Raw genomic sequence first — 26,593 nt, 5'->3', positions numbered from 1 at the left:
GCATTGCGAACTGCGTCACGACCGGACGCTTCCGGCCCTCCGGCCGGGGGCATCCGACAGAGCTCGAACGCATCAGGGAAAGGATTCGCAAGTGCCTGTACGAGACCGCCTGGCCGGCGGATGGATGGTCGTCTGCGTGGCAGCTGCGCTCGCGCTGCCCGGGGTGGCCAGCGCCTTCGGCTTTGACGAGCTCGACCGGCGCGCGCGCCAGCTGGCGCAGCAGCCGTACCGTCCCTCCCCCGCCACCCTGCCGGCCGAACTGCAGGCGCTGAGCTACGACCAGCGCCGCGACATCCGCTTCAAGCCCGAGCGCGCCCTGTGGCGCAACGACGGACTGCCGTTCGAGGTGATGTTCTTCCACCTCGGCAACCTGCAGACCGAGCCGGTGCGCATCCACGAGATCACCCCGCAGGGCGTGCGCACGATCCCCTTCAATGCGGACGATTTCGACTACGGCCGCACGCCCTTGTCTCGGAATCGCGACTGGGGCGACCTGGGCTTCAGCGGGTTCCGGGTGCATTACCCGCTCAACCGGCCCGACTACAAGGACGAGCTGATCGTCTTCCTCGGCGCCAGCTACTTCCGCGCGCTGGGCGCGGGACAGCACTACGGCCTGTCGGCCCGGGCGCTCGCGATCGACACCGTGGGGGCCGAACGCGAGGAGTTCCCCCGCTTCACCGAGTTCTGGCTGCGCAAGCCCGAGCCCGGCGCGACGTCGCTGACGGTCTACGCGCTGCTCGATTCGCCGCGCGCGGCCGGTGCCTGGCAGTTCGAGATCCGCCCCGGCGCCGAGACGCTGGTCGAGGTGCGCTCGCGGCTGTACCTGCGTGCGCCGGTCGCCACGCTGGGCCTGGCGCCGCTGACCAGCATGTACTTCTTCGGCGAGAACCAGCCGCACCCGGAGGACTTCCGCCCCGAAGTGCACGACTCCGACGGGCTGATGGTCGCCACCCGCGGCGGCGAGTGGCTCTGGCGCCCGCTGCAGAACCCGCGCCGGCCCCTGCCCACCTCGTTCGCGATGGACGGCCTGCAGGGCTTCGGCCTGATGCAGCGCGACCGTGCCTACGCCAGCTACGAGGACGCCGAGGCCCGCTACGACCGCCGCCCGAGCGCCTGGATCGAGCCCATGGGCAACTGGGGCCCGGGGCGCGTCGAGCTGGTCATGCTGCCCACGCCCGACGAGACGCACGACAACATCGTCGCCTACTGGGTGCCCGATCGCCAGCCCGCACCGGGCCAGCCGCTGGAACTGCGCTACCGCATGCACTGGCAGGGCGACGAGCAGCGGCGCCCGCCCGGCGGCTGGGTGGTGCAGACCCGTGCCGGACGCGGCGTGCAGCCGCTGGCACCGGGCGAACACCAGTTCATCGTCGATTTCACCGGCCCCGAGCTGGCGGCCCTGCCGGCGGACGCCCCGCTGCAGGCCGTCGTCAGCGCCGACCGCAACGGCCGGATCACCGAACGCAACGTCTACCGCAACGTGGCCAATGGCACGTGGCGGATGGCCGTACGCGTCCAGCAGCTCGAACCCGGCGTGCCGGTCGAGCTGCGGGGCTACCTCCAACACGGCAACGACATCCTGACCGAGACATGGAGCAACATCATTCTTCCCCGATGAGCCCTCGCGGCATCACCCCGCCGCACACGTCCGGCCCCACGGCCGGCGCGAGTGCGCCGCCGATCCGCCGGGCATCCATGCCGGCCCAGCCGTGGCACGGTTTCTTCCGCGGCCTGGCCGCCGGACTGGCCGGCCTGCTGCGCCGCCAGGACGCCGCGCCCGCCGCACCGCTTGCCGCGTGGGAACGCGCCGCGATCACGCGCCGGCGCGTGTTCCTGGCGCTGATCGCCCTGTCCACCACCATCGCGACCGCGCTGATGGCGCAGGTGCAGCCGCCCTACCAGCACCCGGCCCTGCAATACGGCCAGATCGTGCTGTTCGCGCTGCTGTTCGCCTGGGTCTCGGCGGGCTTCTTCACCGCGGTGATGGGCTTCTACGTGATGCTGCGCGGCGATCGACACGCGCTGTCCAGGCAGGACGTCCGGCACGACCCGATCCGCCCGGACGCGCGCACCGCGATCATCATGCCGATCTGCAACGAGCACGTGAGCACCGTGTTCGCCGGCCTGCGCGCCACCTGCGAATCGCTCGCCAACTCCGGGGCGCAGCAGCTGTTCGACGTCTACGTGCTGTCCGACACCAGCGACCCGGACATCCGCAGCGCCGAGATCAAGGCCTGGGGCGAGCTGCGCGAGACACTGGGCGACAACGCCCGCATCTACTACCGCTGGCGCCAGCGCCGCACCAAGCGCAAGGCCGGCAACGTGGCCGACTTCTGCCGCCGCTGGGGACGCAACTACCGCTACATGGTGGTGCTGGACGCCGACAGCGTGATGAGCGGCGACTGCCTGGTCAACCTGGTGCGCCTGATGGAGGCCAACCCCAAGGCCGGCATCATCCAGACCGCGCCGCAGGCGGTCGGCCACGCCACCATCCACGCGCGCTCGCAGCAGTTCGCCAGCCGCGTCACCGGCCGGCTGTTCACGCTGGGCATGGCCTACTGGCAGCTGGGCGAGTCGCACTACTGGGGCCACAACGCGATCATCCGCGTCGAGCCCTTCATGAAACACTGCGGCCTGGCGCCGCTGCCCGGGCGCGGCGCGCTCAGCGGCGAGATCATGTCGCACGACTTCGTCGAGGCCGCGCTGATGCGCCGCGCCGGCTACCACGTCTGGCTGGCCACCGACCTGACCGGCAGCTACGAACAGCAGCCGCCCAACCTGCTGGAAGAGCTGCAGCGCGACCGCCGCTGGTGCCAGGGCAACCTGCAGAACGCGCGCCTGATCGCCGAGCCCGGCCTGCACGCCGTGCACCGCGCGATGCTGGCCACCGGCGCGCTGGCCTATGCCTCGGCACCGCTGTGGCTGGCCTTCGTGGTGCTGGGCGTCGCGCTGTGGCTCACCGGTGGCCTGGGCGCCAGCGTCACCGCGTTCGGCCTGCCGATCGCCGTCGGCGGCCTGTGGGTCGGCACGCTGGCCATGCTGGTGCTGCCGCGCGTGCTGGGCATTGCCGGCATCCTGCTGCGCGGCGAGCAGCGCTTCTACGGCGGCACCGCGGTGCTGCTCAAGAGCGCGCTGCTGGAAGCCGGGCTGTCCGTGCTGCAGGCGCCGGTGCGCATGGTGGCGCACAGCGTGTTCGTGTTCGCTGCCCTGACCGGCTGGCGCATCGACTGGAAGTCGCCCCCGCGCGAGGCCGAATCCCTGCGCTGGCGCGATGCCGCCCGCCGGCTGCTGCCCAGCACCTCGGTGATCCTGGGCGCGGCCGTGGCCGCCGCGGCCGTCAACCCGGCCCTGATGCTGTGGATGGCGCCGATCGCGCTGCCGCTGCTGATGGCGGTGCCGCTGGCCGTCTTCACCAGCCAGGAGGGCCGGGGCAGGCGCGTCAGCGAACGCGGCCTGCTGCGCATCCCGGAAGAAACCTGGACCCCGGCCGTGCTGCGCCACGCCTGGAGCTACGCGGCGCGCCAGCAGCGCCCGACCCGCTGGGCCGACGTGCTGCAGGACGAAAGCCTGTTCGACCTCGTGCGCACCGCGATGGGCAACCGCCACACCGACCGCGGCCGTCGCGCGCTGGCGCGCCGCCAGCTGCTGCTGGACCTGTCGGCCGAACGCAGCGCCGAAAGCCTCGCACCGACGGAGCGCATGCGCTTCCTGAGCGAGCCGCAGAGCCTGGAACAGCTGCGCCTGCGGCACAGCATCCTGCGCGGCCAGGTCTACGGCCGCCAGCTGGCACGCGACATGGACCGCCCGCGCGCCGCGCCGCACGCGCTGGCGATCAACAGCCTGCGCCCGGCCGGCGGCAACAGCCGCACGCTGCACTGACCTGGGTCCTCCCCGTCCCGGCCCGGCCGCCGCGTGCGGCCGGGCTTTTTTCGTCCCCGGCTCAGGGAATGGCGCGCAGCTCGGCCAGGACCCGGGCGCGCTCGTCCTCGTTGTCGATCCGGGCGCACACCAGCTCGAAGAACGCCGAGCGCGTCGCGGCCTGGGCCGCGGCCTGCCTGGCGATGATCTTCGCGATCGGCCCGATGTGCGCGGCCAGGATGCGCTGGGCCTGATCGACCACGGCCGCATCCAGGCGCGTGGTGTCCATCACCAGCGTGGCCGTCATGCCGCTGCCGGTGGACGCCGGCCCGGGCGCCTTCGGGCGACTGCCGGTCTGCTGCAGGAAGGCCGCGCGCTCCTGGTCGGTCTGCAGGTGCCCGGCCAGGCGTGCCGCCAGCGTGTCAATGTCGGCGCAGTCACGTGCCGCCCGCCGCACCAGCACCTTGGCCACCGGGCCGACGAACCTCGCCAGGCTCGCCTCCAGCCGCGACAGCGTGTCGGCGTCCCATCCCGAAGGCGGGGCCGTGGTCACCGCGCCCGCTCCGCTGCCGCCCTGTGAAGGAGTGCCGGCGCTGCGGCCCTCGTGACGGCCCAGGTCCATGATCACGGTTTCTTCCGAGACGACCGGCTGGACCGGTTCGCTGGTCTGGCTGAGCAGCGCCTCGCGGAACGCCAGCGCGCTGGCGTAGCGCCCATCGGGCCGCTTGCTCAGCGCCTGCGCCAGGATGGCGTCATAGCGACGGGCCCAGGCGAGGCCGGCATGCTCGGACGGCCACACCGGCTCCTCGTGGACGATCTTGTACATCAGGCTCTGCGCCGAGCCGTTGAAGGGCAGCTGGCCGGTCAGCAGCTGGTACAGCACCACGCCGGCCGCCCAGATGTCGACGCGGTGGTCGACCGGCTGGCCGGTGTACTGCTCGGGCGACATGTAGCCCGGGGTGCCGACCACCGAGTTCACCTGGGTCAGGCCCACGGCATCCACGCGCGCGATGCCGAAGTCGGCGATCTTCACCCGCCCCTGGCGCGTGATGATCAGGTTGGCCGGCTTGATGTCGCGGTGCCAGACGCCCTGCTCGTGCGCATGGTCCAGCGCCTGCAGCAGCTGCGACATGATGCTCAGGATGTCGGCTTCCGGGAAGCGCACCTTGCGCGCGAGGTACTTCGCCAGGCTGTGGCCCTCGACGTACTCCATCGCGATGTAGGCCTGTTCCTGGTCCTCGCCGTACTCGTAGACCGCCACGATGCCGGGGTGCAGCAGCCGCCCCGCCGCCTGGGCCTCGTTGCGGAAGCGCGCCACGGCCGACTGGCCCAGCTCGCTGTCCTCGATCAGCTGGCGCCGGATGGTCTTGATCGCCACCGGCCGCTTGATGTGCGGGTCGAAGGCCTTGTAGACGACCCCCATCGCCCCCTCGCCGAGGACGGCGGTGATCGGGTACTTGCCCAGGCGCTCAGGATGTGGCATCACTCACCCGCCCCGGCTTCAGCCGTCGAGCATCTTCATCGCCTGGACCAGGCTCTTGCGCATGCGCGTGAACGACTCGGCCAGCGTGCCGATCTCGTCGCGGCTGCGCGTCGTGAACTCGGGCGCATCGAGCTCGCCCAGGCTGACGCGGTCGGCGATCCTGGACAGCCGGCTCACCGGCTGGATCACCAGCTTCCACAGCATCAGGTTCAGCGCCAGGCCGATCAGCACGAACACGCCGGTCAGCAGGATCATGAACAGGCGCAGCTCGCGGTCGGCCCGCTCCATCGGCACGGCCATCGGCACCGAGACGATCTGCGCGCCCACGATCTCGTTGTGCATCCAGCCGAAGCCGTTGGCCGGCCCGTAGCGGTCGATCATCGGCTTCGGGGCGGCCTCCACCGTGCTGTGGCAGCGCAGGCAGGCCGCATCGGTGATCTGGATCGGGCGTGCCACGTAGAGCGAGCGGCCGCCGGGCGTGTCGCGCTGGCCGACGAACTCGCGCAGCGTCGGCGTGTTGCGGAACTGGTTGACGATGTCCACCTCCCATTCGACCGCCCGGTCGCGCGGGTTGGTCGGGTTGAGCGTCGCTTCCTTGTAGGCGTAGTCGGGGTACTTCTGCTGCAGCGTGGCCAGCACCTCGGTGGCCGAATAGGCCGGCACCGACTGCGGCAGGAAGGTGTACTTCATCTGCGTCTCGAGCAACGGCGCGATCTGCCTGGAGGTGTAGCCGCGCACCGCAAGCGCCTTCTCCATCAGCATGCGCGCGTTGTCCAGCACCTCCTCCTGGGCATGGCGCTGCAGCAGGTCGCGCGTGGCGTACCCGGCGCCTGCCAGGCCGAGTGCAAAGACGAGCACGAACACCAGGTTGAACTTGAGCAGCAGTTTCATGGCGCGGCCTCACTCATACGGTCGGATGCGCATCGGGATGTCGGGCAGCGTGCCGGTCAGCGCGACGCCGGGACGGCCACCGGGCCGGACGCCGCCACCGGCGGCCTGGGCAGGTACTTCTCGGGGAACAGCACGCGGTCCCATTCGGGGTGGGCGCGCATGTGCGTGACCAGCTGGCGCCGGAACGCATCGTCATCCTCGGCGAGCGGCTTCCAGCGGTTGACCAGCGGCAGGCGCACCGCACGCTCGGCCTGCAGCCACGGGCGGATGGCGTCGTAATCCACCGTGCCCCGCTCCTGCGGCAGCACCTCCTGGTCCTGGTAGCGACCGATGCGCGCCGGCAGCGAATCGCGGAATGCGCGCGGCATGCGCTCCAGCATGTCCGCCGGCGGGCGGGGCTGCACGTCCCCGGGCGCCGCACCGCGCCGCGCGTGGGCCTCGCCGTTGCGCAGCGACACCCGCGCAGCCGCCTTGCCGTCCTGCCGGACCGTCAGCGCCGCGCCGCCGCTCTCGGCAAACACGATGCTCTCGGCCGCGCTCACGTACGACACGGTGACGCCTTCGCTGGCCTGCAGGTCGACCTGTGGCGACGCGAAGGCCGCGGGCTGGCCGGCCGCCGGCGTCAGCTTGATCCAGCCACGCAACAGGTACAGCCGGTCGGGACGTCGTTCGCCGCGCGCGACGCGCAGCCGCGGGGCGAGCAGGATCGCGGTGTCCGGGCCCAGGTCGGCGATGGTGCCGTCGGCGAACTCCAGGCGCAGCAGCCCGGTGGACGCCCCGGTCTCGACCACGTCCTGCCGGTGCAGCCGCACGCCTTCGGCGATCGCCAGGCGGTTGACGCCGCGCACCAGGCTGGCCTCCCCCTCCTGTATGGTCACGACCGCCTCCGCCCCCGCCGCCAGCGTCACCGCGGGCAGCCAGCAGGTCAGCAGCAGCATCGCTCGACGAAACATCTCGCTCCCTCGATCCTTCCGGCTCAAGCCAGGCCCCGCCCCCTCCACGAGGCAAAGCAGTAGATCATAGGGTGGAAGCGGCGCACCGGGTATCCGGGTCGCCCCCCTGCCATCAGACGCCGCCGCGGCCTTTTGTCAAGCATTCCACGGCCGGGCGCAGGACTGCCCGCTCGGGGCAGCAGTTCGGTGCCCGGCAGCAGCCTTGCGCACCGGGTGCGCATGATCTCGCCCAGCTCCGCGACCTCGGGTTGGCCCGCAATCGACTGGGGCCTGGTGGCGTACAGCTCGCGCCACGGCCCCCTGCCCCGATGCGCTTGGCGGCCCCGTACTCGTCGTCGACGTCGTTCTGGACGCCCCGCTCGGCAGGCGCTGCGCCACATGGTGCAGGCAGCCCAGGCCCTGCGGGCGCAGCGGCAGCAGCCAGCGTGAGGGTCGGGCATCCGTCTTGCATGGCCTGACGCGACCGACCCCGCAGGCACCGGACCAGTCCGTCAGGTGTGACCAAACGCTACCGGCTCGCTGTGTTCGTGCCGCTTTCGACACGCCCGACGGCAAAAGACGTGCTCTCGCAGACCTGACAGCTTTCGCAGGCAGGCGAAGCCCCTCATACTGACGCCCGGCAGGCCCGGACCGGCCCGAAGGAACCTCGAGGAGCAAGCGCGCGATGCACGGCAGTGACCTACACGATGTCGGACGCAAGGCCAACGCCGTATCGCGGCTGGCCGGGCTGCTGTTCGGCATCGCGCGCGACGAACGCCGCCCGCGTCGCCGTCACTGGCTGGACCGGGCCCAGCGGGCGGGCGAAATCGCCTGCGGGCTGCTGGTCACCATCCTGTTCACCGGCACCTTCGCGATCGCGGGGGGCCCGGCGTCGACCACGGCGAAAGGCGCGCTGGCCGCGGCACTCGCCTGGAGCGGCGTCTGCGCGGTGGTCTTCCTGCGGCGCAACCTGGCCGCGCGCGAAGCGCGCCAGCGCCTGCGCCAGCAGCTGCTCGGCGCAACCTCCCCCGACGCCTTTGTCGATGAATTGCGGCACGAACTGCCGCCCAGCCTGGTCGAGCAGGTCTCGCCGCACGACCTCCACCGCATGAGGGCGCGCGTGCGCGACACCGAGCAGGAAGAACTGGGCCTTGCCGGCGAGCTGCAGGCCGCCGGCGCCGTGCTGCTGATCGTGCTGGCCGGGCTGCTGCCGGCGGTGTTGCCGCTGTGGTGGGCGGCCGACGGCCTGCACCTAGCCTACGGCATCGCGATCGCCGAGCTGTTCGTGCTCGGCGGCTTCCTCGGCCACCATGCCGGGCTGCGGCCGGTGCTGCTGGGCCTGTGCCTGGCCGCCGCCGGGGCGCTGCTGGCCGGCATCGGCTGGCTGCTGCAGCCCTGAAGGCCGCCCGTCAGCGCGGCACCAGCTTCAGCACCGTCTCGCCTTCGGCCCACACCGGCACCGACTGCCCTTCGGCCCAGCGCTGCACGAAGCTGCGGTACCAGCGCGAGAACGGCAGTCCGGACTGGCCGGTGGAATGGATGAAGCGCGATTGCGCCGGGTCCGCCACGTCGTACACCGCACGCAGGCTGGGGCCGTGGTCGCTCCAGTAGCGCTCGCCGGTGCGCGGGTGGGCCTTCAGGTTCACGCGGGTCGCATTGAGCGTGAAGCTGTCGCCGGCGGTCGGGGTGTCCGGCTCGAACGCGGGCGCCAAGGCCTTGACCCGGCTGAACGGACGGTGTTCCGAGCGCGCCAGGTGCACCCGCCCCCACTGCCAGGCCGCCACGTCGTCGCCCAGCCGCGCCTGCAGCTCGTCCAGCGCGCGCACGAAGGCGGCATCGATCGCGTCCTGGCAGGTCTCGACCTGCGGCGTGGACTTGTCGTCGCACCACCAGGTGCGGTCGCCCTCCAGCACGCCTTCGATCGCGTCCTGGAAATGGCGCGCGGCCATGCGTTCCCACAGCTCGGGGCCGAGCTCGTCGGCGAACAGCCCTTCGGCCAGGTGCCGTTGCCAGGCCCACAACAGGGTCGGGCCGACCGCGTCGGTGTGCATCTCGCCATCGAACCCCTCCAGCTGCCGGTGCGCTGCGGCAGCCAGCGGGTGCGAGGCCTGCGCGCGCCGCAGCCAGGGCAGCAGGCGGCGCGCGGCCAGCGAAACCACGTCGGCCTGCATCGCGGCCATCGTCTGCACCGTGTGCCTGGTTCCGGTGTCGATCAGCTGCTCGATGCGCTGCTGGCGGTACGGCAGGGTCCATTCGCTGGTCAGGAAATGCGGGTAGTCCGGCCCGTGGATGCGGTGGTTGGCGGTGGCGATCCAGCCGCGCGCGGGATCGAGCTCGCGCGGCGTCAGCGCCGGGTCCAGGTAGCCGGCCCAGTCGTACTTCGCCTCCCAGCCGGGTGCCGGCACCAGGCCATGCAGGTCGTGCCCGGGCTGCCGCAACGGCACGCGCCCGGCCGCCACCATCGCGATGCGGCCGTGCACGTCGGCGACCACCATGCTCTGCATCGGCGCCACATGCCGCTGGGCGGCCTGGACGAACTCGTCCACGTTGCGCGCCCGGTTGATGCCCAGTGCGGCGTCCAGCGTCGTGTAGTCCGTGTCGAGCGCGGTCCAGCGCATCGCCAGCACATGAGTCGGCGCGCCTTGCGGTCCGGTCAGCGTGCTGGCCGGACCGGGTGCGTCGGAGATCACCGGGCCGTGGCGCGTCGCGCGCACGGTCATCCGCACCTCGGGCTGGCCCCTGACCCGGATCACCTCCTCGTGGGTCTCGAACCGGGCCCAACCGTCGGGCGTGCGGTACAGCATCGGGTCGTCCGGGTGAAGTTCCTCGAGGTACAGGTCCTGCACGTCCGGTGCGGTGTTGGTGAAGCCCCAGGCCAGGTGCTCGTTCTGCCCCAGCACCACGGCCGGCAACCCGGGCATGGTCGCGCCGGCCACCTTGAAGCCGGGGGCCTCCAGCCGCGCGAAGTACCACAGCGCCGGCGCGCTCAGGCGCAGGTGCGGGTCGTTGGCCACCAGCGGCTTGCCGCTGGCAGCGTGCGAGCCGGCCACCACCCAGTTGTTCGAGCCGATGCCGTCCAGCCCCGAGGGCGGCGCGGCGAGCTCCGCCTGGCGCCCCAGCGTGCCGTCCAGCCTCAGGCTGCGATACAGCTGCGCGTAGTCGATGGTGGGCAGCGGCGCGGTGCCGGGGTACGGCGGCAGCAGCTCGTTGATGCGCTCCACGGGCAGCTTCAGCGACAGCGCCATGCGCAGCAGCTCGTTGTTCCAGTTGCCGCCCAGGTCCCACGCCATCATCGTGGTCCAGGCCACGGTGTCGGCCGGTTCCCAGTCCTCGGGCTCCAGGCCCAGCACGATGAACTCCGGCGGCCGGGCACGCAGGTGCTGGCGCACGTAGGCATTGATGCCCGCCGCATAGGCCTCGACCACACGGCGGGTCTCGCCGTCCACGCCCGCCCACTGCTGCTGCGCGGTGCGGCGCACGCCCAGCGCGCGCAGGAACTGGTCGTTCGCCAGCGCGGCCGGCCCGAAGGCCTCGGCCAGGCGGCCCGCGCCGACGCGCTTGTGCACCTCGAGCTGCCACAGCCGGTCCTGCGCATGCACGAAGCCCAGGCCCCACATCACGTCGGCCAGCGAGGCACCGCGGATGGTCGGGATGCCGTGCTCGTCGCGCACGATGGTCACCGGCGCCTCGATGCCCTGCACCACCAGCTCGCCCTCGACCTGCGGCAAGGCCCGCAGCACGTACCAGGCCGCCCCGGCGACCACCACCGCCACCAGCAGCACCAGCCCCAGCAGCACGCGACGCAACCACTTCATCGTCACCTCTCCTTCGCGGGCAAGGGTAACCGGCCCGCCCGCGTGCCGCCAGCGGACCTGCCCTGCCCCGCGGCGTCCCATCAGCCGGCCCACCCGTGAGAAACTTGCGGGGTCTCATCCTGGCGGCCGTCGCCGTTGCGCGCCCCATCGTCAGCAGCATTCATGAACATCATCATCCTGGACGACTATCAGGACGCCGTACGCAAGCTCAAGTGCGCGGCCAAGCTCGAGCCTTACAACGCCAAGGTCTACACCAACACGGTCAAGGGCATCGGCCAGTTGTCGGTGCGGCTGCGCGACGCCGACGTGCTGGTGCTCATCCGTGAACGCACCCATTTCCCGCGCCAGCTGCTGGAGAAGCTGCCGCGCCTGAAGCTGATCTCGCAGACCGGCAAGGTCGGCCCGCACATCGACCTCGAGACCTGCACCCGCATGGGCATCGCGGTGGCCGAAGGCGTGGGCTCGCCGGTGGCCCCGGCGGAGCTGACCTGGGCGCTGATCATGGCCGCGATGCGCCGCCTGCCGCAGTACATCGGCAACCTCAAGCACGGCGCCTGGCAGCAGTCGGGCCTGAAGGCCGCGTCGATGCCGCCCAACTTCGGCATCGGCATGGTGCTGCGCGGCAAGACGCTCGGGGTGTGGGGCTATGGACGCATCGGCCAGCTGGTCGCCGGCTACGGCCGGGCCTTCGGGATGAAGGTGCTGGTCTGGGGCAGCGAGGCCTCGCGCGCCAAGGCGGTGGCCGACGGGCATGACGCGGCCTTCAGCCGCGAGGCGCTGTTCGAGGCGAGCGACGTGCTGAGCCTGCACCTGCGCCTGGTCGACGCCACGCGCGGCATCGTGCGCCTGGACGACCTGCTGCGCATGAAGCCCACCGCGCTGTTCGTCAACACCTCGCGCGCCGAGCTGATCGAGGAAAACGCGCTGGTCAGCGCGCTCAACCGCGGCCGCCCCGGCATGGCCGCGGTCGACGTGTTCGAGAGCGAACCCATCCTGCAGGGCCATCCGCTGCTGCGCCTGGAGAACGCCGTGTGCACGCCGCACATCGGCTACGTCGAGCAGGATAGCTACGAGATGTACTTCAACGCGGCGTTCGACAACGTCATCAACTTCATCAACGGCCAACCGACCAACATCGTCAATCCCGACGCGCTCAAGGTGATCCGCGGATGAAGTCCCTGTCCTGCTTCCGGGGCCCGGTCCGATGAGCGCCGCCGCCCGGGATGACGCCCTCGCGCGGGTGTGCCGCGCGCTGCTGTTCGGCAATTTCGTGATCGGCAGCGGCGTGATGTCCGCCAGCGGCACGCTCAACGACATCGCCGCCTCGCTGCAGGTGCCGGTGGCGCTGGCCGGCCAGCTGGTGGCCGTCGGCGCCGCGGTGATCTGCTTCTTCGCCCCGGTGCTGGGCGGCCTGCTGGCCGGCTGGGACCGGCGCCGGCTGCTGTGCCTGACGATGCTCTGGTACGCGGTCGGCCATGCGGCCTGCGCGCTGATGCCGAACTACGCCTCGCTGCTGGTGGTGCGCGCGCTGACCGTGCTGGCGGCCGCGGTGTTCACGCCGCAGGCGGCCGCCGCGATCGGCTTCATGGCCCCGCCGGATAAGCGCGGGCGCAGCATCACCTTTGTCTTCCTCGGCTGGTCGGTCGCCTCGGTGGCCGGCATGCCGATGTCGGCCTGGGTCGGCGAGACCCTCGGCTGGCGCTGGGCCATGGGCGGCGTGGCCGTGCTGTCGCTCGCCTCGGCCGCGGCGGTGTGGCGCACCCTGCCCGACGGCGTGTGCCCGCCCGGCATGAGCCTGCGCGCCTGGCGCGGCGTGTTCGCCAACCCGATGCTGATGACCATGGTGGCGGTCACCGCGCTGCAGGCCGCCGGCCAGTTCACCGTGTTCTCCTACTTCGCCCCCTACCTGCGGCAGCAGCTGCAGGCGGGACCGACCGCGATCAGCCTGACGTTCGCCTGGTTCGGTGCCTGGGGCCTGGTCGGCAACGTGCTGCTGTCGCGCGGGATCGACCGCATCGGGCCCGCACAGGGCGTGATGATCACGCTGGTGCTGATCGGCAGCAGCCTGCTGCTGTTCCCGCTGGCGACCACGCCGGCCATGCTGGCGCTGATCCTGGTGCCCTGGGGGCTGGGCTGCTTCGCGACCAACTCGGCGCAGCAGGCCCGCCTGGGGATGACCGCGCCGCTGCTCGCCCCGGCGCTGATGGCGCTGAACACCTCGGCGATCTACCTGGGCCAGGCCGTCGGCGCAGGCTCCGGGGGCTGGATCATCGCGCACGGCGGCTACGGGCCGCTCAGCTGGATGGGCCTGGGCTGGCTGCTGCTGGCCGTGGTGGCAAGCCACTGGGTCGCGCGCCGCACCGCCGCGGCCGGGGCCTGAGGCGCGTTCAGGCCAGCGCCTGCTCCACCAACGGTGCCAGCGGGGTGAGTGCCGCGGTCCAGGGCGCCGCAGGCTCGGGCACATGGACCTGCGCACGGCCGTCGCCGGCCGGCACGATGGTCAGCGCAAGCGGCGCCTCGATCGAGGCGGCCCGCTCGTCGACGACGACCGGCGTCACGCCCTCGGGCGTGCCGAGCACCAGCACCACCGGGCGGTTCGCGGGCGGCGCATCGGCGGGCATCGCGACCCGCGCGAACACGGTGTAACCGTGCCGGCGCGCGGCGTGCTCGATCTTGCGCAGCGTCTCGTCGGCGTCGTAGCGGCTGTGGCGGGCGCTGGCGGTGCGCTCCGAGGGGGTCCGGGCGAGGTCGCCGCTGATCGCGGCCATGACCACCGCCAGGCACCCGGTCATCCATGCACGCAGGTGGCTCATGGGTCGGACAGGCTCCCTGTTGTCTTGTGGCACCGCACATGGATCGCGGCGCACCGACAATGTTCAACGGGAGCTGTAAAGCCGTGTATCCCCGGCCCTGCGGTGCGACCGGGGCCGGACGCGCGGCTTACTCGTGCTTGGTGCCGAAGATCTTGTCGCCTGCGTCGCCCAGGCCCGGGATGATGTAGCCGTTGGCGTCCAGGTGGCTGTCGATCGCGGCGGTCCAGCAGCGCACGTCCGGGTGCGCGTCGTCCAGCGCCTTCACGCCTTCGGGGGCCGCGACCAGCACCAGCGCGCGGATGTCCTTGCAGCCCTTGCGCTTGAGCAGGTCGATGGTGGCGATCATCGAGCCGGCCGTGGCCAGCATCGGGTCGATGATCAGCGCGGTGCGCGCGGCCAGGTCGCCGACGAACTTCTCGAAATAGTGTTCCGGCTGCAGCGTGTCATGGTTGCGCGACAGGCCCACCACGCTGATCTTGGCGTTGGGGATCATGTCGAGCACGCCGTCGAGCATGCCCAGCCCTGCGCGCAGGATGGGCACCACGGTGACCTTCTTGCCCTTGATCTGGTCCACCTCGGCCGGTCCGCTCCAGCAGTTGATGGTGGTCTTTTCCAGCGGGAAATCGGCGGTCGCCTCGTAGGCGATCAGGCGGGCCACTTCGGCCGTCAGTTCGCGGAACTTCTTGGTGGAGATGTCGGCCTCGCGCATGAGGCCGACCTTGTGCTTGACGAGCGGATGCTTGACTTCGATGACGGGCATGAATTCACCTCGGCGAGGCGGGCGTTTGCAGGTGCGTTGAGTGTAGCGATCAGCGCAGCAGGACGGGCAGCAGCCCGGCCGCCGTGCCGCGCAACACCACGTGCGCGAGCGGGTCGATGCCGCTCGGCTCGGGGTTGACGACGACCACCCGCGCACCGCACCGCCGGGCGACGGCCGGCAGCCCGGCCGCAGGGTAGACCACCCCCGAGGTGCCGACCACCAGCATCAGGTCGCAGGCCTCGGCGGCGCGCTCGGCCGCCTCCAGCACGTCCGGCGGCAGGTCCTCGCCGAACCACACCACCCCGGGGCGCACCAGGTTGCCGCAGCTGCGACAGCGCGGCGGGTGGCCCGGTTCGGCCGAGCCGGGATCGCAGGCCGGCTCGCCGCGCGCACGGCGCGGGCAGGCGTCCAGCCAGCGGTCGGCGAACAGCGCGCCGTGCAGGCACAGCACCCCGGTGCTGCCGGCGCGCTGGTGGAGGTCGTCGACGTTCTGCGTCACCAGCGTCAACCGCCCCGGGTGGTCCGCCTGCCAGCGCGCGATGGCCAGGTGCCCGGCGTTGGGCTGCGCGCGCGCGACCCCCTCGCGGCGCGACTGGTACCAGTCCCACACCAGCGCCGGCTGGGCGCGGAACCCCTGCTCGGTGGCCAGCTCCGCCGCGTCGTAGCGGGCCCACAGCCCGGTCAGTGCGTCGCGGAAGGTCGGCACGCCGCTTTCGGCGGACATGCCGGCGCCGGTCAGCACGCACAGGTGCTGCGCCTCCTCGATCCAGCGGCGGACGGTGTCGGTGTCCAAGATGCGCGTTCAGGCGCCGCGCTGGCGCACGGCTTCGTACAGGCAGATGCCGCTGGCGACGGAGACATTCAGGCTCTCGACGGCGCCGCGCATCGGCAGGCTGACCAGCTCGTCGCAGGTCTTGCGGGTCAGCTGCCGCATCCCGGCGCCCTCGGCCCCCAGCACCAGGGCCACCGGGCCCTTGAGGTCGACCTCGTACAGGGTCTTGGGCGCATCGTCGGAGGTGCCGATGACCCAGATGTTGCGTTCCTTCAGCTCGTTGAGCGTGCGCGCCAGGTTGGTCACCATGAAGTACGGCACGGTCTCGGCCGCGCCGCTGGCGACCTTGGCCACCGTCGCGTTGATCCCGGCCGCGTGGTCCTTGGGCGCGATCACCGCATGGGCGCCGGCCCCGTCGGCCACGCGCAGGCAGGCGCCCAGGTTGTGCGGGTCGGTCACGCCGTCGAGCACCAGCAGCAGTGGCGCCTCGTTCAGGCCGTCGAGCAGGTCGTCCAGCGAGCGCGCCTGCTCCAGCGGCGACACCTTCGCCACCACCCCCTGGTGGCGGTGCGTGCCGCACAGCTTGTGCAGCCGCTCGTCGTCGCTGTCGATCAGGCGCACGCCCGCCTCCTGCGCACGGGCGACGAACTGGCGCATGCGCTGGTCGCGGCGCGAGGCGTCGACGTAGATCTCGTGGATGGATTGCGGCGCCGTCTTCAGGCGCACGGTGACGGCATGGAAGCCGAACAGGATCTTGGGGGCTGCGGTCATGCGGCTATGGTAGCGGGCGCGATGCGGCCGGCCTCGATGCGGATCTGCCGGTCGCAGCGCTGCGCGATCGCGCGGTCATGGGTCACGAGCACCAGGGTCGTGCCGCGCTCGCGGTTCAGGTCGAACATCAGCTCCATGACCTTCTCGCCGGTGGCGAAGTCCAGGCTGCCGGTCGGCTCGTCGGCCAGCAGCACCGCCGGCTGCACGACGAAGGCGCGCGCCAGCGCGACGCGCTGCTGCTCGCCGCCGGACAGCAGGCGGGGATAGTGGTGCAGCCGCGCGCCCAGGCCCACGCGTGCGAGCATCTCGGTGGCCGCGCGCCGCGCGTCGCCGCGGCCCTGCAGCTCCAGCGGCAGCATCACGTTCTCCAGCGCGGTCAGGTTGCCCATCAGCTGGAAACTCTGGAACACGAAGCCGATCTTCTCGGCGCGCACCCGTGCGCGCGCGTCCTCGTCCAGCGCGAACAGGTCATGCCCGGCCAGCTTCACCGTGCCCGAAGTGGGCGTGTCCAGCCCGGCGATGATGCCCAGCAGCGTGGACTTGCCGGAGCCGGACGCACCCACGATGGCGACCGACTCCCGGGGCTCGAGGGTGAAGCTGATATCGTGGAGAATCGTCAGCTCTCCGGTCGAATCGCGCACGCGCTTGGTGACGTGTTCGACTTCAATGATGGCTGAACTCATGGCGTCCTTTCGACAACGTCGCAACTGTATCGTGCTTGCCGCGCTGCTCGCGGGTGCGGCCGTGCTGCCCGCGTTCGCCGCGGGGCCGGCGAAGATCCTGGTGGTCGGCGACAGCCTGTCGGCCGAGTACGGGCTGCGGCGCGGCAGCGGCTGGGTCGCCCTGCTGGAGCAGCGCCTGGCGCAGCAGCAGTTGCCGGCCACCGTGGTCAATGCCAGCGTCAGCGGCGACACCACCTCGGGCGGCCGCTCGCGCCTGCCGGCCTTGCTGAAGCGCCATCAGCCCACCCATGTCGTGATCGAGCTGGGCGGCAACGACGCGCTGCGCGGGCTGCCGCTTCCGATGACCGAGGACAACCTCGCCCGCATGGTGCAGGATGCGCAGGCCGCCGGCGCGCAGGTGCTGCTGGTGGGCATGCAGATGCCGCCCAACTACGGCCGCGCCTATGCCGAGCAGTTCGCCGCCCTCTACCCGCGCGTGGCGAAGGCGCACGGTGCGCGGCTGGTGCCCTTCCTGCTGCAGGGCATCGGGGACGCGCCCGACGCCGCGCAATGGTTCCAGGCCGACCGCATCCACCCGAACGAGGCGGCCCAGCCGAAGATGCTGGACAACGTCTGGCCCGAGCTGCGCCGCATGCTCGCGGCGAAATGAGCCGCCCCGGCAAGAAGCCGCCCGAGGGCGGCTTCTTCGCATCGGCAGGGCTGGCGAGCTTCAGCCCATGTGCAGGCCGCCGTTGATCGAGAAATCGGCACCGGTCGCGAAGCCCGATTCCTCCGACGCCACCCAGGACACGATGGAGGCGATTTCCTCCGGCGTGCCCAGGCGCCGCACCGGGATCGTGGCGATGATCTTCTCCAGGATCTCGGGCTTGATCGCGCGGACCATGTCGGTGCCGATGTAGCCGGGGCTCACGGTGTTGACCGTCACGCCCTTGGAGGCCAGCTCCTGCGCCAGCGCCATCGTGAAGCCGTGCATGCCGGCCTTGGCCGCCGAGTAGTTGGTCTGCCCGGCCTGGCCCTTCTCGCCGTTGACCGAGGAGATCTGGATGATGCGGCCCCAGCCCCGCTCCACCATGTCCGGCACCACCTGCTTGGTGACGTTGAACATGCTGTTGAGGTTGGTGTTGATCACCGCGTGCCAGTCCTCCGGCGTCATCTTCAGGAACATGCGGTCGCGGGTGATGCCGGCGTTGTTGACCAGCACGTCGATCGGCCCGTGCTCGGCCTTGGCCTTGGCGAAGGCGGCCACCGTCGAATCCCAGTCGGCCACGTTGCCCACCGAGGCGTAGAAGGTGTAGCCCAGCTCCTTCTGCTGGTCGAGCCACTTCTGGTAGTCGCGGTTCGGCCCGCAGCCGGCGATGACCTTGAACCCATCGCGTGCCAGGCGCTGGCAGATCGCGGTGCCGATACCGCCCATGCCGCCGGTGACGTACGCAACTTTCTGTGCCATGTTCTGCTCCTGATGTATCTGTTTCGTCTGTGCCGGTGACGAGGGTTGCCGCAAAGGCCCCACGGGTCAAGCCCAGGTTCCCCCTCCCCCGTCACCGGACGGGCCATTGCCGCAACGTTCAGCGCTCGACGGTCAGTGCCACGCCCATGCCGCCGCCGATGCACAGCGAGGCGATGCCCTTGCGGGCGTCGCGCCGCTGCATCTCGTGCAGCAGCGTGACCAGGATGCGGCAGCCGGACGCGCCGATCGGGTGCCCGATCGCGATCGCGCCGCCGTTGACGTTGACCTTGCTGGTGTCCCAGCCCATTTCCTTGTGCACCGCGCAGGCCTGCGCCGCGAAGGCCTCGTTGATCTCGAGCAGGTCGAGGTCGGCCGGCTTCCAGCCGGCGCGGTCCAGCGCCTTGCGCGCCGCCGGCACCGGGCCCATGCCCATGTAGGCCGGATCCAGGCCGGCGCTGGCATAGGAGGCGATGCGCGCCAGCGGCTTGAGGCCCAGCTGCTCGGCGCGCTTCGCGCTCATCACCACCACCGCGGCCGCGCCGTCGTTGATGCCCGAGGCATTGCCCGCGGTCACCGTGCCCGCCTTGTCGAAGGCCGGGCGCAGCCCGGCCAGCGCCTCGGCGCTGGTCTTGCGGTTGATGAACTCGTCGGTGTCGAACACCACCGGGTCGCCCTTCCTCTGGGGGATCACCACCGGCACGATCTCGTCCTTGAAGCGCCCGGCGTCCTGCGCGGCGGCGGCCTTCTGCTGCGAGGCCAGCGCCAGCGCGTCCTGCTCCTCGCGGCTGATGCCGTACTTCTTCGCGACGTTCTCGGCGGTGATGCCCATGTGGTACTGGTTGTAGACGTCCCACAGGCCGTCGGTGATCATCGAGTCGACCATCTTCCAGTCACCCATGCGCTGGCCCTCGCGCGAGCCGAGCAGCACGTGGGGCGCCAGGCTCATGTTCTCCTGCCCGCCGGCCACGACGATGTCGGCGTCGCCGTCGCGGATGGCCTGCGCCGCCAGCATCACGGCCTTCAGGCCCGAGCCGCACACCTTGTTGATGGTCATCGCCGGCACGCCTTCCGGCAACCCGGCCTTGATGACCGCCTGTCGCGCCGGGTTCTGCCCGCAGCCGGCCTGCAGCACCTGGCCCATGATCACCTCGCTGACCTGCTCGCCCGAAAGGCCGGCGCGGCGCAGCACCTCCTTGATCACGGTGGCCCCCAGCTCGGCAGCCGGCGTCTTCGCCAGCGTGCCGCCGAACTTGCCGACCGCCGTTCGCGCGGCGGAAACGATGACGATGTCAGACATGTTCAAGCTCCTTGGAAGGGTTCGGGTATCTGTTCATGCCGGAAGGCGCCTTCAGGCCCGTTCCTTGACGTAGCGCCCGGGCGCCGGCTCGATCGGCCGGTAGGTCCGGTTGCCCGGCGTGCGCGGCGCGGCGACCTGCTTGCCGGCGTGGCTGCGGATCCAGCCCGCCCACTCCGGCCACCAGCTGCCCGGGTGCTCGGTCGCACCGGCCAGCCAGTCGCGCGCCGAGGCGGGCAGCCTGGCGTTGACCCAGTAGCTGCGCTTCTTCCTGGCCGGCGGGTTGATCACGCCGGCGATGTGGCCCGAGGCCCCCAGCACGAAGCGCAGCTTGCCCTTGAGCAGCCGCGTCGAGGCGTAGGCCGACTCCCAGGGCACGATGTGGTCCTCGCGCGAGCCGTAGATGAACGCCGGCGCCTGGATGCGGCCGAGGTCCACCGGCGCGCCGCACACCGTCAGCTTGCCCGGCTCCTTGAGGTTGTTCTCCAGGTAGGTGTTGCGCAGGTACCAGCAGAACATCGGCCCGGGCAGGTTGGTGCTGTCGGAGTTCCAGTACAGCAGGTCGAACGGCGGTGGCGTCTCGCCCTTGAGGTAGTTGCCGACCACGTAGTTCCACACCAGGTCGTTCGGGCGCAGGAACGAGAAGGTCGCCGCCAGCTCGCGGCCGCGCATCAGCCCGCCGCCGGTGGGGCTGTTCGGGCCGATGGTCATCTCGCGCATCTGCACCGCGGCCTCGTCGACGAACACGTCGATCACCCCGGTGTGGCCGAAGTCGAGGAACGAGGTCAGCAGCGTCAGGCTGGCCGCCGGCTGCTCGCCGCGCGCGGCCAGCACCGCCAGCGCGGTGGCCAGCAGGGTGCCGCCGATGCAGAAGCCGAGCGCGTTCAGCTGCGGGCTTTTGGCCACCTCCTGCACGACGCGGATGGCCCGGATCACGCCGTCCTCGATGTACTCGTCCCAGCCGACCTGCGCGAGGCTCTCGTCGGCATTGCGCCAGCTGACCAGGAACACCCGCAGCCCCTGCTCCAGCGCATGGCGCACGAAGGAGTTGTCCGGCTGCAGGTCGAGGATGTAGTACTTGTTGATGCACGGCGGCACGATCAGCAGCGGCCGCTCGTACACCTTGGCCGTCAGCGGCTTGTACTCGATCAGCTGGAACAGCGGGTTCTCGTAGATCACGCTGCCCTCGGTGGTGGCCACGTTGCGGCCCACCTCGAAGACGCTCTCGTCGGTCTGCGACAGGTGCCCTTGCCTGAGGTCGTGCAGCAGGCGCAGCATGCCCTGCGTCAGGCTCTCGCCCTGGGTCTCCAGCGCCTTGCGCTGCGCCTCCGGGTTGAAGGCGAGGAAGTTGCTCGGCGCGCTCGCCTCGATCCACTGCTGCACCGCGAAGCGGATGCGCTGGCGGGTCTTCTCGTCGCCCTGCACGGCGTCGGCCAGCTGCAGCATCGTGCGGGCGTTGAGCAGGTACATCGCCGCCACGTACGACGCGGCCGGGTTTTCCGCCCAGCCCGGCCCGCTGAAGCGCCGGTCCTCGATGCGCGGCGCCTGGCCGGGCTGCGCCAGCGCGGCGTTCCAGATCTTCGCGGCTTCCTGCAGGTATTCGTTCTGCAGCTGCGAGACGCGCTCGAGCGGCAGGTTCAGGCGCATCAGCGCGTTGACCGCCTGGCTGACGTGTTCGCCGAGGGCCTGGACCGTGGGACCCGCGGGCGGCTGCTTGTCCTGGGCAGGCCGGGGTGCAGAGCGTTGTGTCATCCTCTCCTCGTGTCAGTGAACGCGAGCCGGGCCGCCCGAAACCGGGTGTCCGGGCGTTTGCCTCCCTCTGGCGCCCGCGCTGCCCGCGGCCCTGCATCTGACTCCCATAATGCTCGGTCCTCTCTGATCGTTGTCAATCGGGCCTGCCGCCCGGTGCTGGAACCACGCGTGCTCTATCTCGTCGCAATCACCTGGCTCTACGTCGCGCTGATGATGGCCGTGGCCGAGGCCTTCAGCAGCCAGGGAACCGTGCTCGGCGCGATCTTCACCTTCATTCTGTACGGGCTCGGCCCCGTCGCACTGGTGCTGTATCTGTTGGGTACACCTGCGCGCCGCAAGGCCCGGCGTCGCGCCGAGCAGGCGCAAGCCGCCGCGTCCCCGCTAGTCCCCGGCGCCGGCGACCCGCCAGACGGCAGCCGCCATGCGCCCCGTGACCCCGTCGCGCCGGAACGAAAAGAACCTTGAGCGGTCGGACACCGTGCACCAGTGCCCGCCGCTGACCGCGGTCACGCCCGCGGCCGCCAGGCGGTCCCTCGCCAGCCCGGGCAGGTCGGCCCACCACTTGCCCGCCACCGCCCCCGGCCGGAAGCGGGCGCCGGCGCGGTCCTGCACCGCGACGAACGCCTGGCGCACCTCGTCGCCCACCTCGAACCGATCGGCTCCGATGCAAGGTCCGAGCCAGGCGAGCAGCCGCGCCGGCTCGCACCCGGCTGCCTCGCACAGCGCGCGCACGGTGCGCTCCAGCACGCCGGCGCACAGCCCGCGCCAGCCTGCATGGGCGGCACCCACCGCGCGGCCGTCGGCGCTGGCGAACAGCACCGGCAGGCAGTCGGCCACCATGACCGTGCAGGCGATGCCCGGCTCGGTCGTGATCGCCGCATCGGCCTCGTGCGGCCGGGCACGGCGCAGGTCGTCCGGTCCCAGCCGCACCACGGTGGTGCCGTGCACCTGCTGCAGGAACACCGGCTGCGCCTGCAGCGCCGCGACGAAGCGCTCGCGGTTGCGCCGCACCGCCTCGGCGTCGTCGCCGACGTGGTCGCCCAGGTTCAGCCCATCGTAAGGCGGGCGGCTGACGCCCCCCTGTCGGGTGCTCATCAGCGCCCGCACGCCCGGCGGCGCCGGCCACTCGGGGCGCAACCAGGCCGTGTCCGGCCGCGTGGCGTCGACCTCGCCCATCGCCGCCTCAGGCCTCGGCGTCGGGGCAGCGCGACGGCTGCGCGGCGATGAAGGCCGGGTGCTGCATGCAGTGCTCGAACACCTTCATGACGGTCGGCACGTGGTCCAGCCGGCAGTCGAAGCGCTGCGCGTTGAAGATCTGCGGCACCAGCACGCAGTCCGCGAGCGTGGGGGTGTCGCCGTGGCAGTAGCGGCCGGTGGCCGGGTGCCCGGCCAGCTGGCGCTCCACCGCCTCCAGGCCGGTTTCCACCCAGTGCCGGTACCAGCCGTTCTTGGCCTCGTCGCTCACGCCCAGCTGGCGCACCAGGTAGCGCAGCACGCGCAGGTTGTTGAGCGGGTGGATCTCGCAGGCGATGTCCAGCGCCAGCGCCCGCACCCGCGCGCGGCCCGGCGGGTCGGCCGGCAGCAGCGGCGGCTCGGGGTGGGTTTCGTCGAGGTACTCGATGATGGCCAGCGACTGCGAGAGCGTCTGGTCGCCGTCCTGCAGCACCGGCACCAGCCGCTCCGGGGAGAGCTGGGCAAACGGCGCCTGCAGCTGCTCGCCCTTGACCAGGTGGACGGGCACGTACTCGTAGTCCAGGCCCTTGAGCGCCAGCGCGATGCGCACGCGGAACGAAGCGGAAGACCGGAAGTAGTTGTGCAGCTTCATGTGGCGGCAGTGTAGCCAGCTTCGCCGGCCGCGCCGATCCCTACCCCGTCGTTATGATGGCGCCCCTTTGACGGTCCCCATCCTGTTCCCATCGTCCATGCCATCCTGGTTTGCCCGTCCCCTGCCCTGGTGCCGACTGCGGCACTGGCTGACCGGGGCCGGGTCCCTGAGCGCGCGGCTGCAAGCCGTGTGCGAGCACTACGCCGTGCAGCCGGTCCGCCAGGGCAGCAGCCCCCTGCGTCGGAACGAACGAAGCCTCCTGCCCGCCTGCCGCGGCCGCACGCACGCCCGCGAGGTCGTGCTGCGCTGCGACGGCGAACCGCTGGTCTATGCCCGCACCGTGGTCGACGCGCGCCACGTGCGCGGCCCCTGGCGTGCGCTGCGCGGGCTGGGCACGCGGCCGCTCGGCCACATGCTGTTCCAGGACCAGGCGCTGGCCCGGCAGGCGCTGCAATACCGCCGCGTGCCGCCGTGCAGCCCGTGGCGCCGGCAGATGCAGCGCCTCTGGCAGGCCGCCACCGGCGAGGCGCTGCCGCGGGGAACCGTGTGGGCGCGGCGCTCGCGCTTCAGCCGGCACGGCGCGCCGCTGGTGATCGTCGAGCTGTTCTCGCCGCGCGCGGCGCAGCGCCTGCCGTTCAGGCCACGATGCTGACGCGCAGCGGCTCCAGGCCCTCGATGCGGGCCTCGAGCAGGTCGCCGGCGACCACCGTGCCGACGCCCTCGGGCGTGCCGGTGTAGATCAGGTCGCCCGGCGCCAGCGTCCACGCGGCCGACAGGTGCTCGATCACCTCGGCCACGTTCCAGATCAGCTTGCCGGTGCGGCTGTGCTGGCGCACCTCGCCGTTGACGGCCAGCGTGATCGGCGCATCCAGCACCCCGGGCGCCTGCGCGGCCGGCGTGATCGGGCCGATCGGGGCGGAGGCATCGAAGCCCTTGCCGATGCACCACGGGCGCCCCTTCTTCTTCATCTCGCCCTGCAGGTCGCGCCGGGTCATGTCCAGCCCGACCGCATAGCCCCAGACATGGCCGAGCGCCTCGGCGGCTGGGATCCGGCTGCCGCCGCGTCCGATGGCCACCACCAGCTCGACCTCGTGCTGCAGGTCCTGCGTCAGGCTCGGGTAGCGCATGCGCCCGGTCTGGCCGGCCTCCACCGGCACGACGCTGTCGGCCGGCTTCAGGAAGAAGAACGGCGGCTCGCGGCCGGTGTCGCCCATCTCGATCGCATGCTCCACGTAGTTGCGACCCACGCAGTAGATGCGGCGCACCGGGAAACTGCCGCCACCGGCCACGGGCACGCGCGGCACCGGTGGTGCCTGAAGGACGTCGCTCACTGGTCTCCTCCTTGTTGCGGACAAGCCGCCATGCTACTGCGATCCCGACCCGGCGCACGTGGCAGGTGGCGCAAGCTACACTGCCTGTCATGCTCCAACAAGCCCGACAGATCAAGCATTGCCGAGCCTGCGGTTCCCCCGTCACCTACCGCATCCCCGCCGACGACAACCGCGAGCGTGCCGTCTGCCCCGCCTGCGGCGAGATCCACTACCAGAACCCGCTGAACGTCGTCGGCACGGTGCCGATCTGGGAGGGCAAGGTGCTGCTGTGCCGCCGCAACATCGAGCCACGCTACGGCTACTGGACGCTGCCGGCGGGCTTCCTGGAGCTGGGCGAGACCACCGAGCAGGGCGCGATCCGCGAGACCCAGGAAGAAGCCGGCGCCGCGATCGAGCTGGACGGCCTGTTCACCGTGCTGAACGTGGTGCGCGCCGGGCAGGTGCACCTGTTCTATCGTGGCCGCCTGCTCAACGACCGCTTCGACCCGGGCCCCGAGACCATCGAGGCGCGCCTGTTCACCCAGCAGGACATCCCCTGGGACGAGCTGGCCTTCCGCACCGTCAAGGCCACGTTGCAGCACTACTTCGCTGACCTGGCGCGTGGCCATTTCGACGTGCACACCGGCGACATCTCCTGAGCCGCGCCGGGGCGCGACGCCCGCCCTGCGGCCTCCCCAAGGAAAAAAGCCCGGCAGCAGCCGGGCTTTTTCGTCATGCACGGGCCCGCGGACCGGCCCGCCGCACGCCTTACCAGGTGACCTGCACGCCCACGCGCGCGCCGATGCTGCGCGAGGCGTCGAAGCTCAGGTTCTGCTCGTAGTCTGCCGAGACGAAGCCGTTGACGCTCCTGGACAGCTGCGCGTTCAGCCCCAGGCCCAGCTGCGCCCAGGTGCCGCCCAGCGTGGTCCCGAGCGCGACGCGGTTGCCCCCGCCCAGCGACGCGAAGCTCGTCTTCGCCTTGCCGCCGAACTGCTGCCAGACGTTGAAGCGGCCCCAGAAGGTGTAGCGCTGCCCCTCGTCGGTTTCGCCGTTGCGCACCAGGCGCATGCCCAGGCGGCCGTAGACCGCTTCCGCGTCGCCGTAGCGGATGCGCCCGAAGTCGTCGCGCGTGCCGCCCATCGAGACGACCTGGTACACCAGCTGCACCTGCGGCTCGAAGTGCCAGTGCGCCACGGGCTCGAACGCATGGCCGGCCTCCAGCGACGCCGCGATGCCCCAGCCGTCGGGCGAGATCTCCACGCCCCGCACGGAATGGGCGCTGACGCCCTGGTAGTCGGTGAACTGCAGCACACCGTCCACGTACGCACCGGAGGCAGCCATGCGCGTCCAGTAGCCGCCGAGCGAGTACCCCTTCATCGACGCCTTGCCGGCACGCCCGCCCAGCACCGCCTCGACCTGCGCCGAGGCCTGCGTCACCGCGAGGTAACCGCCGGCCACCTCGCGATGCACGTCCAGCCCGACCTGCAGGCCGCTGAGGTCGAACTCGTAGCGCGGGCCGTTCTTCTCGAACCAGCGGTAGCGGCTGGCCTCGCTGGCGGTGCTGCCTCCGACCTTGCCGCTGCGGCCGAAGACGCGGGCCCAGCCGCGCTGCTCGTCCTGGGTCGGCCGGCCGCGTGCATCCACCGGTGTCGCGCGGAAGCCGGCCGGCAGGTAGTGCTCGCCGGCGCGGTCGTGGTAGGTGCCCAGCGTGTCCAGCCCCAGCCGGTGCGCCAGCGCCGGCAGCACCATGTCGACCGGCACCTCGACGCGGTAGTTGGGCACCTCGTTGTCGACCGGCGGCGTCGGCGTGTCGTCGTCCAGGCGCAGGTAGCTGCGCAGGTACCAGTTGCCGTCGGCCGCGTCGCCGTCGACGCCGCCCTGGTGCAGCTCGTACTCGTACGCCCCGGCGGCCACGCGGCTGCCCAGCGCGAAGGCGCCCTCGGCCGAGGCCGTCGCGTCGCGCACCTCCACCACGGCAATGCCGTTGCCCTGGGTCAGGTGGCCCAGGTCGGCCGGGTCGTAGTCCACATGGATGTGCGTCGGGCCCCCAGTGACAGTGTTGCTTTCCACACGAAACGACATGGAGCCCCATGCTGTGGCAATAAATGGTTTTACCGCCTGATCGCGACATACATTGCCGATTGCCCGGTCACTCCCACTCGAACATCAATGGGAACTGCAATCTCA

Annotated in this window: 25 protein-coding genes; 9 read left to right on the top strand and 16 right to left on the bottom strand. The window is 71.3% G+C overall.

Translation table 11 applies throughout. From position 1 onward, the window contains the following. Positions 1-124: 124 nt before the first annotated feature. Positions 125-1,618 (top strand): OpgD/OpgG family glucan biosynthesis protein, encoded by a 1,494-nt coding sequence (locus IS481_RS08715; RefSeq protein ID WP_104356799.1) that lies wholly within the window; start codon positions 125-127, stop codon positions 1,616-1,618. Continuing rightward, a complete protein-coding gene (mdoH, locus tag IS481_RS08710; RefSeq protein WP_232529508.1) occupies positions 1,615-3,879 on the top strand; it encodes a glucans biosynthesis glucosyltransferase MdoH in 2,265 nt (754 codons plus the stop codon). Before IS481_RS08715 ends, mdoH begins: the two co-directional genes overlap by 4 nt. 61 nt (positions 3,880-3,940) lie before the next feature. Here the strand turns inward: mdoH and IS481_RS08705 are convergent, their stop codons facing one another. The 3 genes from IS481_RS08705 to IS481_RS08695 are packed head-to-tail and all read right to left on the bottom strand — an operon-like array spanning position 3,941 to position 7,185. Then, positions 3,941-5,341: a serine/threonine-protein kinase gene (locus tag IS481_RS08705; protein WP_104356801.1), complete on the bottom strand. Its 1,401-nt coding sequence runs from the start codon at positions 5,339-5,341 to the stop codon at positions 3,941-3,943. 18 nt (positions 5,342-5,359) lie between these two features. Next, positions 5,360-6,232: a c-type heme family protein gene (locus IS481_RS08700; RefSeq protein WP_104356802.1), complete on the bottom strand. Its 873-nt coding sequence runs from the start codon at positions 6,230-6,232 to the stop codon at positions 5,360-5,362. A gap of 56 nt (positions 6,233-6,288) precedes the next feature. Then, entirely contained in the window at positions 6,289-7,185 is an 897-nt protein-coding gene (locus IS481_RS08695) for a FecR family protein (RefSeq protein ID WP_132763300.1), read from the bottom strand. Between the two features lie 664 nt (positions 7,186-7,849). On the opposite strand from IS481_RS08695, the gene IS481_RS08690 reads away from it, so the two are divergent. Beyond that, entirely contained in the window at positions 7,850-8,563 is a 714-nt protein-coding gene (locus IS481_RS08690; RefSeq protein WP_104356804.1) for a hypothetical protein, read from the top strand. Between the two features lie 10 nt (positions 8,564-8,573). Here the strand turns inward: IS481_RS08690 and IS481_RS08685 are convergent, their stop codons facing one another. After that, a complete protein-coding gene (locus IS481_RS08685; protein WP_165908609.1) occupies positions 8,574-10,979 on the bottom strand; it encodes a penicillin acylase family protein in 2,406 nt (801 codons plus the stop codon). A 162-nt stretch (positions 10,980-11,141) separates the two neighbouring features. Here IS481_RS08685 and IS481_RS08680 point away from each other — a divergent pair, with 162 nt between their 5' ends. Both IS481_RS08680 and IS481_RS08675 read left to right on the top strand, forming a co-directional pair. After that, positions 11,142-12,152, top strand: coding sequence for a D-2-hydroxyacid dehydrogenase family protein (locus tag IS481_RS08680; RefSeq protein WP_104356805.1), 1,011 nt, complete (start codon positions 11,142-11,144; stop codon positions 12,150-12,152). A gap of 31 nt (positions 12,153-12,183) precedes the next feature. After that, entirely contained in the window at positions 12,184-13,359 is a 1,176-nt protein-coding gene (locus IS481_RS08675; RefSeq protein WP_104356806.1) for an MFS transporter, read from the top strand. 7 nt (positions 13,360-13,366) lie between these two features. On the opposite strand, the gene IS481_RS08670 is transcribed toward IS481_RS08675, so the two are convergent. The 5 genes from IS481_RS08670 to IS481_RS08650 all read right to left on the bottom strand — a co-directional run bounded on the left by IS481_RS08670 (position 13,367) and on the right by IS481_RS08650 (position 16,778). Then, a complete protein-coding gene (locus IS481_RS08670) occupies positions 13,367-13,792 on the bottom strand; it encodes a hypothetical protein (protein WP_132763297.1) in 426 nt (141 codons plus the stop codon). A gap of 127 nt (positions 13,793-13,919) precedes the next feature. Then, a complete protein-coding gene (gene upp / locus IS481_RS08665; protein ID WP_104356808.1) occupies positions 13,920-14,552 on the bottom strand; it encodes a uracil phosphoribosyltransferase in 633 nt (210 codons plus the stop codon). 49 nt (positions 14,553-14,601) lie between these two features. Further along, positions 14,602-15,345 carry an SIR2 family NAD-dependent protein deacylase gene (locus tag IS481_RS08660; protein WP_194963349.1) on the bottom strand — a complete coding sequence of 248 codons (744 nt, stop codon included), beginning with the start codon at positions 15,343-15,345 and terminating at the stop codon, positions 14,602-14,604. A gap of 9 nt (positions 15,346-15,354) precedes the next feature. Next, a complete protein-coding gene (gene rlmB / locus IS481_RS08655; protein ID WP_104356810.1) occupies positions 15,355-16,095 on the bottom strand; it encodes a 23S rRNA (guanosine(2251)-2'-O)-methyltransferase RlmB in 741 nt (246 codons plus the stop codon). Then, the gene (locus IS481_RS08650) at positions 16,092-16,778 is read right to left on the bottom strand and encodes an ABC transporter ATP-binding protein (RefSeq protein WP_104356811.1); all 687 of its coding nucleotides are present in this window, start codon (positions 16,776-16,778) and stop codon (positions 16,092-16,094) included. The genes rlmB and IS481_RS08650 overlap by 4 nt, the downstream gene beginning before the upstream one ends. Here IS481_RS08650 and IS481_RS08645 point away from each other — a divergent pair. Beyond that, positions 16,777-17,427, top strand: coding sequence for an arylesterase (locus IS481_RS08645; RefSeq protein ID WP_272867896.1), 651 nt, complete (start codon positions 16,777-16,779; stop codon positions 17,425-17,427). The two genes, IS481_RS08650 and IS481_RS08645, sit on opposite strands and share 2 nt — an antisense overlap. A 60-nt stretch (positions 17,428-17,487) precedes the next feature. On the opposite strand, the gene phbB is transcribed toward IS481_RS08645, so the two are convergent. The 3 genes from phbB to phaC all read right to left on the bottom strand — a co-directional run bounded on the left by phbB (position 17,488) and on the right by phaC (position 21,271). Next, positions 17,488-18,225, bottom strand: coding sequence for an acetoacetyl-CoA reductase (gene phbB / locus IS481_RS08640; RefSeq protein WP_104356812.1), 738 nt, complete (start codon positions 18,223-18,225; stop codon positions 17,488-17,490). A 118-nt stretch (positions 18,226-18,343) separates the two neighbouring features. After that, positions 18,344-19,522 carry an acetyl-CoA C-acetyltransferase gene (locus IS481_RS08635; protein WP_104356813.1) on the bottom strand — a complete coding sequence of 393 codons (1,179 nt, stop codon included), beginning with the start codon at positions 19,520-19,522 and terminating at the stop codon, positions 18,344-18,346. Positions 19,523-19,573: 51 nt separating this feature from the next. Further along, positions 19,574-21,271: a class I poly(R)-hydroxyalkanoic acid synthase gene (phaC, locus tag IS481_RS08630; protein WP_104356814.1), complete on the bottom strand. Its 1,698-nt coding sequence runs from the start codon at positions 21,269-21,271 to the stop codon at positions 19,574-19,576. A gap of 168 nt (positions 21,272-21,439) precedes the next feature. On the opposite strand from phaC, the gene IS481_RS08625 reads away from it, so the two are divergent. Beyond that, positions 21,440-21,736, top strand: a complete 297-nt coding sequence (locus IS481_RS08625) for a hypothetical protein (protein WP_419186852.1) — start codon at positions 21,440-21,442, stop codon at positions 21,734-21,736. Here the strand turns inward: IS481_RS08625 and pgeF are convergent. Beyond that, a complete protein-coding gene (gene pgeF / locus IS481_RS08620; protein WP_104356815.1) occupies positions 21,653-22,447 on the bottom strand; it encodes a peptidoglycan editing factor PgeF in 795 nt (264 codons plus the stop codon). The two genes, IS481_RS08625 and pgeF, sit on opposite strands and share 84 nt — an antisense overlap. 7 nt (positions 22,448-22,454) lie before the next feature. After that, complete coding sequence (maiA, locus tag IS481_RS08615; protein ID WP_104356816.1) at positions 22,455-23,096, bottom strand: maleylacetoacetate isomerase; 642 nt, start codon at positions 23,094-23,096, stop codon at positions 22,455-22,457. A 97-nt stretch (positions 23,097-23,193) separates the two neighbouring features. Here maiA and IS481_RS08610 point away from each other — a divergent pair, with 97 nt between their 5' ends. Beyond that, positions 23,194-23,748: a chorismate--pyruvate lyase family protein gene (locus tag IS481_RS08610; RefSeq protein WP_165908608.1), complete on the top strand. Its 555-nt coding sequence runs from the start codon at positions 23,194-23,196 to the stop codon at positions 23,746-23,748. Here IS481_RS08610 and IS481_RS08605 read toward each other — a convergent pair. Then, positions 23,732-24,427, bottom strand: a complete 696-nt coding sequence (locus IS481_RS08605; protein ID WP_104356818.1) for a fumarylacetoacetate hydrolase family protein — start codon at positions 24,425-24,427, stop codon at positions 23,732-23,734. The two genes, IS481_RS08610 and IS481_RS08605, sit on opposite strands and share 17 nt — an antisense overlap. Positions 24,428-24,516: 89 nt before the next feature. Between IS481_RS08605 and IS481_RS08600 the strand changes: the two genes are divergently transcribed. Next, positions 24,517-25,065 carry an NUDIX hydrolase gene (locus IS481_RS08600; RefSeq protein WP_104356819.1) on the top strand — a complete coding sequence of 183 codons (549 nt, stop codon included), beginning with the start codon at positions 24,517-24,519 and terminating at the stop codon, positions 25,063-25,065. Between the two features lie 109 nt (positions 25,066-25,174). On the opposite strand, the gene IS481_RS08595 is transcribed toward IS481_RS08600, so the two are convergent. After that, the gene (locus IS481_RS08595) at positions 25,175-26,488 is read right to left on the bottom strand and encodes an autotransporter family protein (RefSeq protein ID WP_104356820.1); all 1,314 of its coding nucleotides are present in this window, start codon (positions 26,486-26,488) and stop codon (positions 25,175-25,177) included. Between the last annotated feature and the right edge of the window lie 105 nt (positions 26,489-26,593).

This window comes from Caldimonas thermodepolymerans (assembly GCF_015476235.1).
Lineage (GTDB): Bacteria > Pseudomonadota > Gammaproteobacteria > Burkholderiales > Burkholderiaceae_C > Caldimonas > Caldimonas thermodepolymerans.
This window is presented reverse-complemented; position numbering and strand designations above follow the sequence as displayed.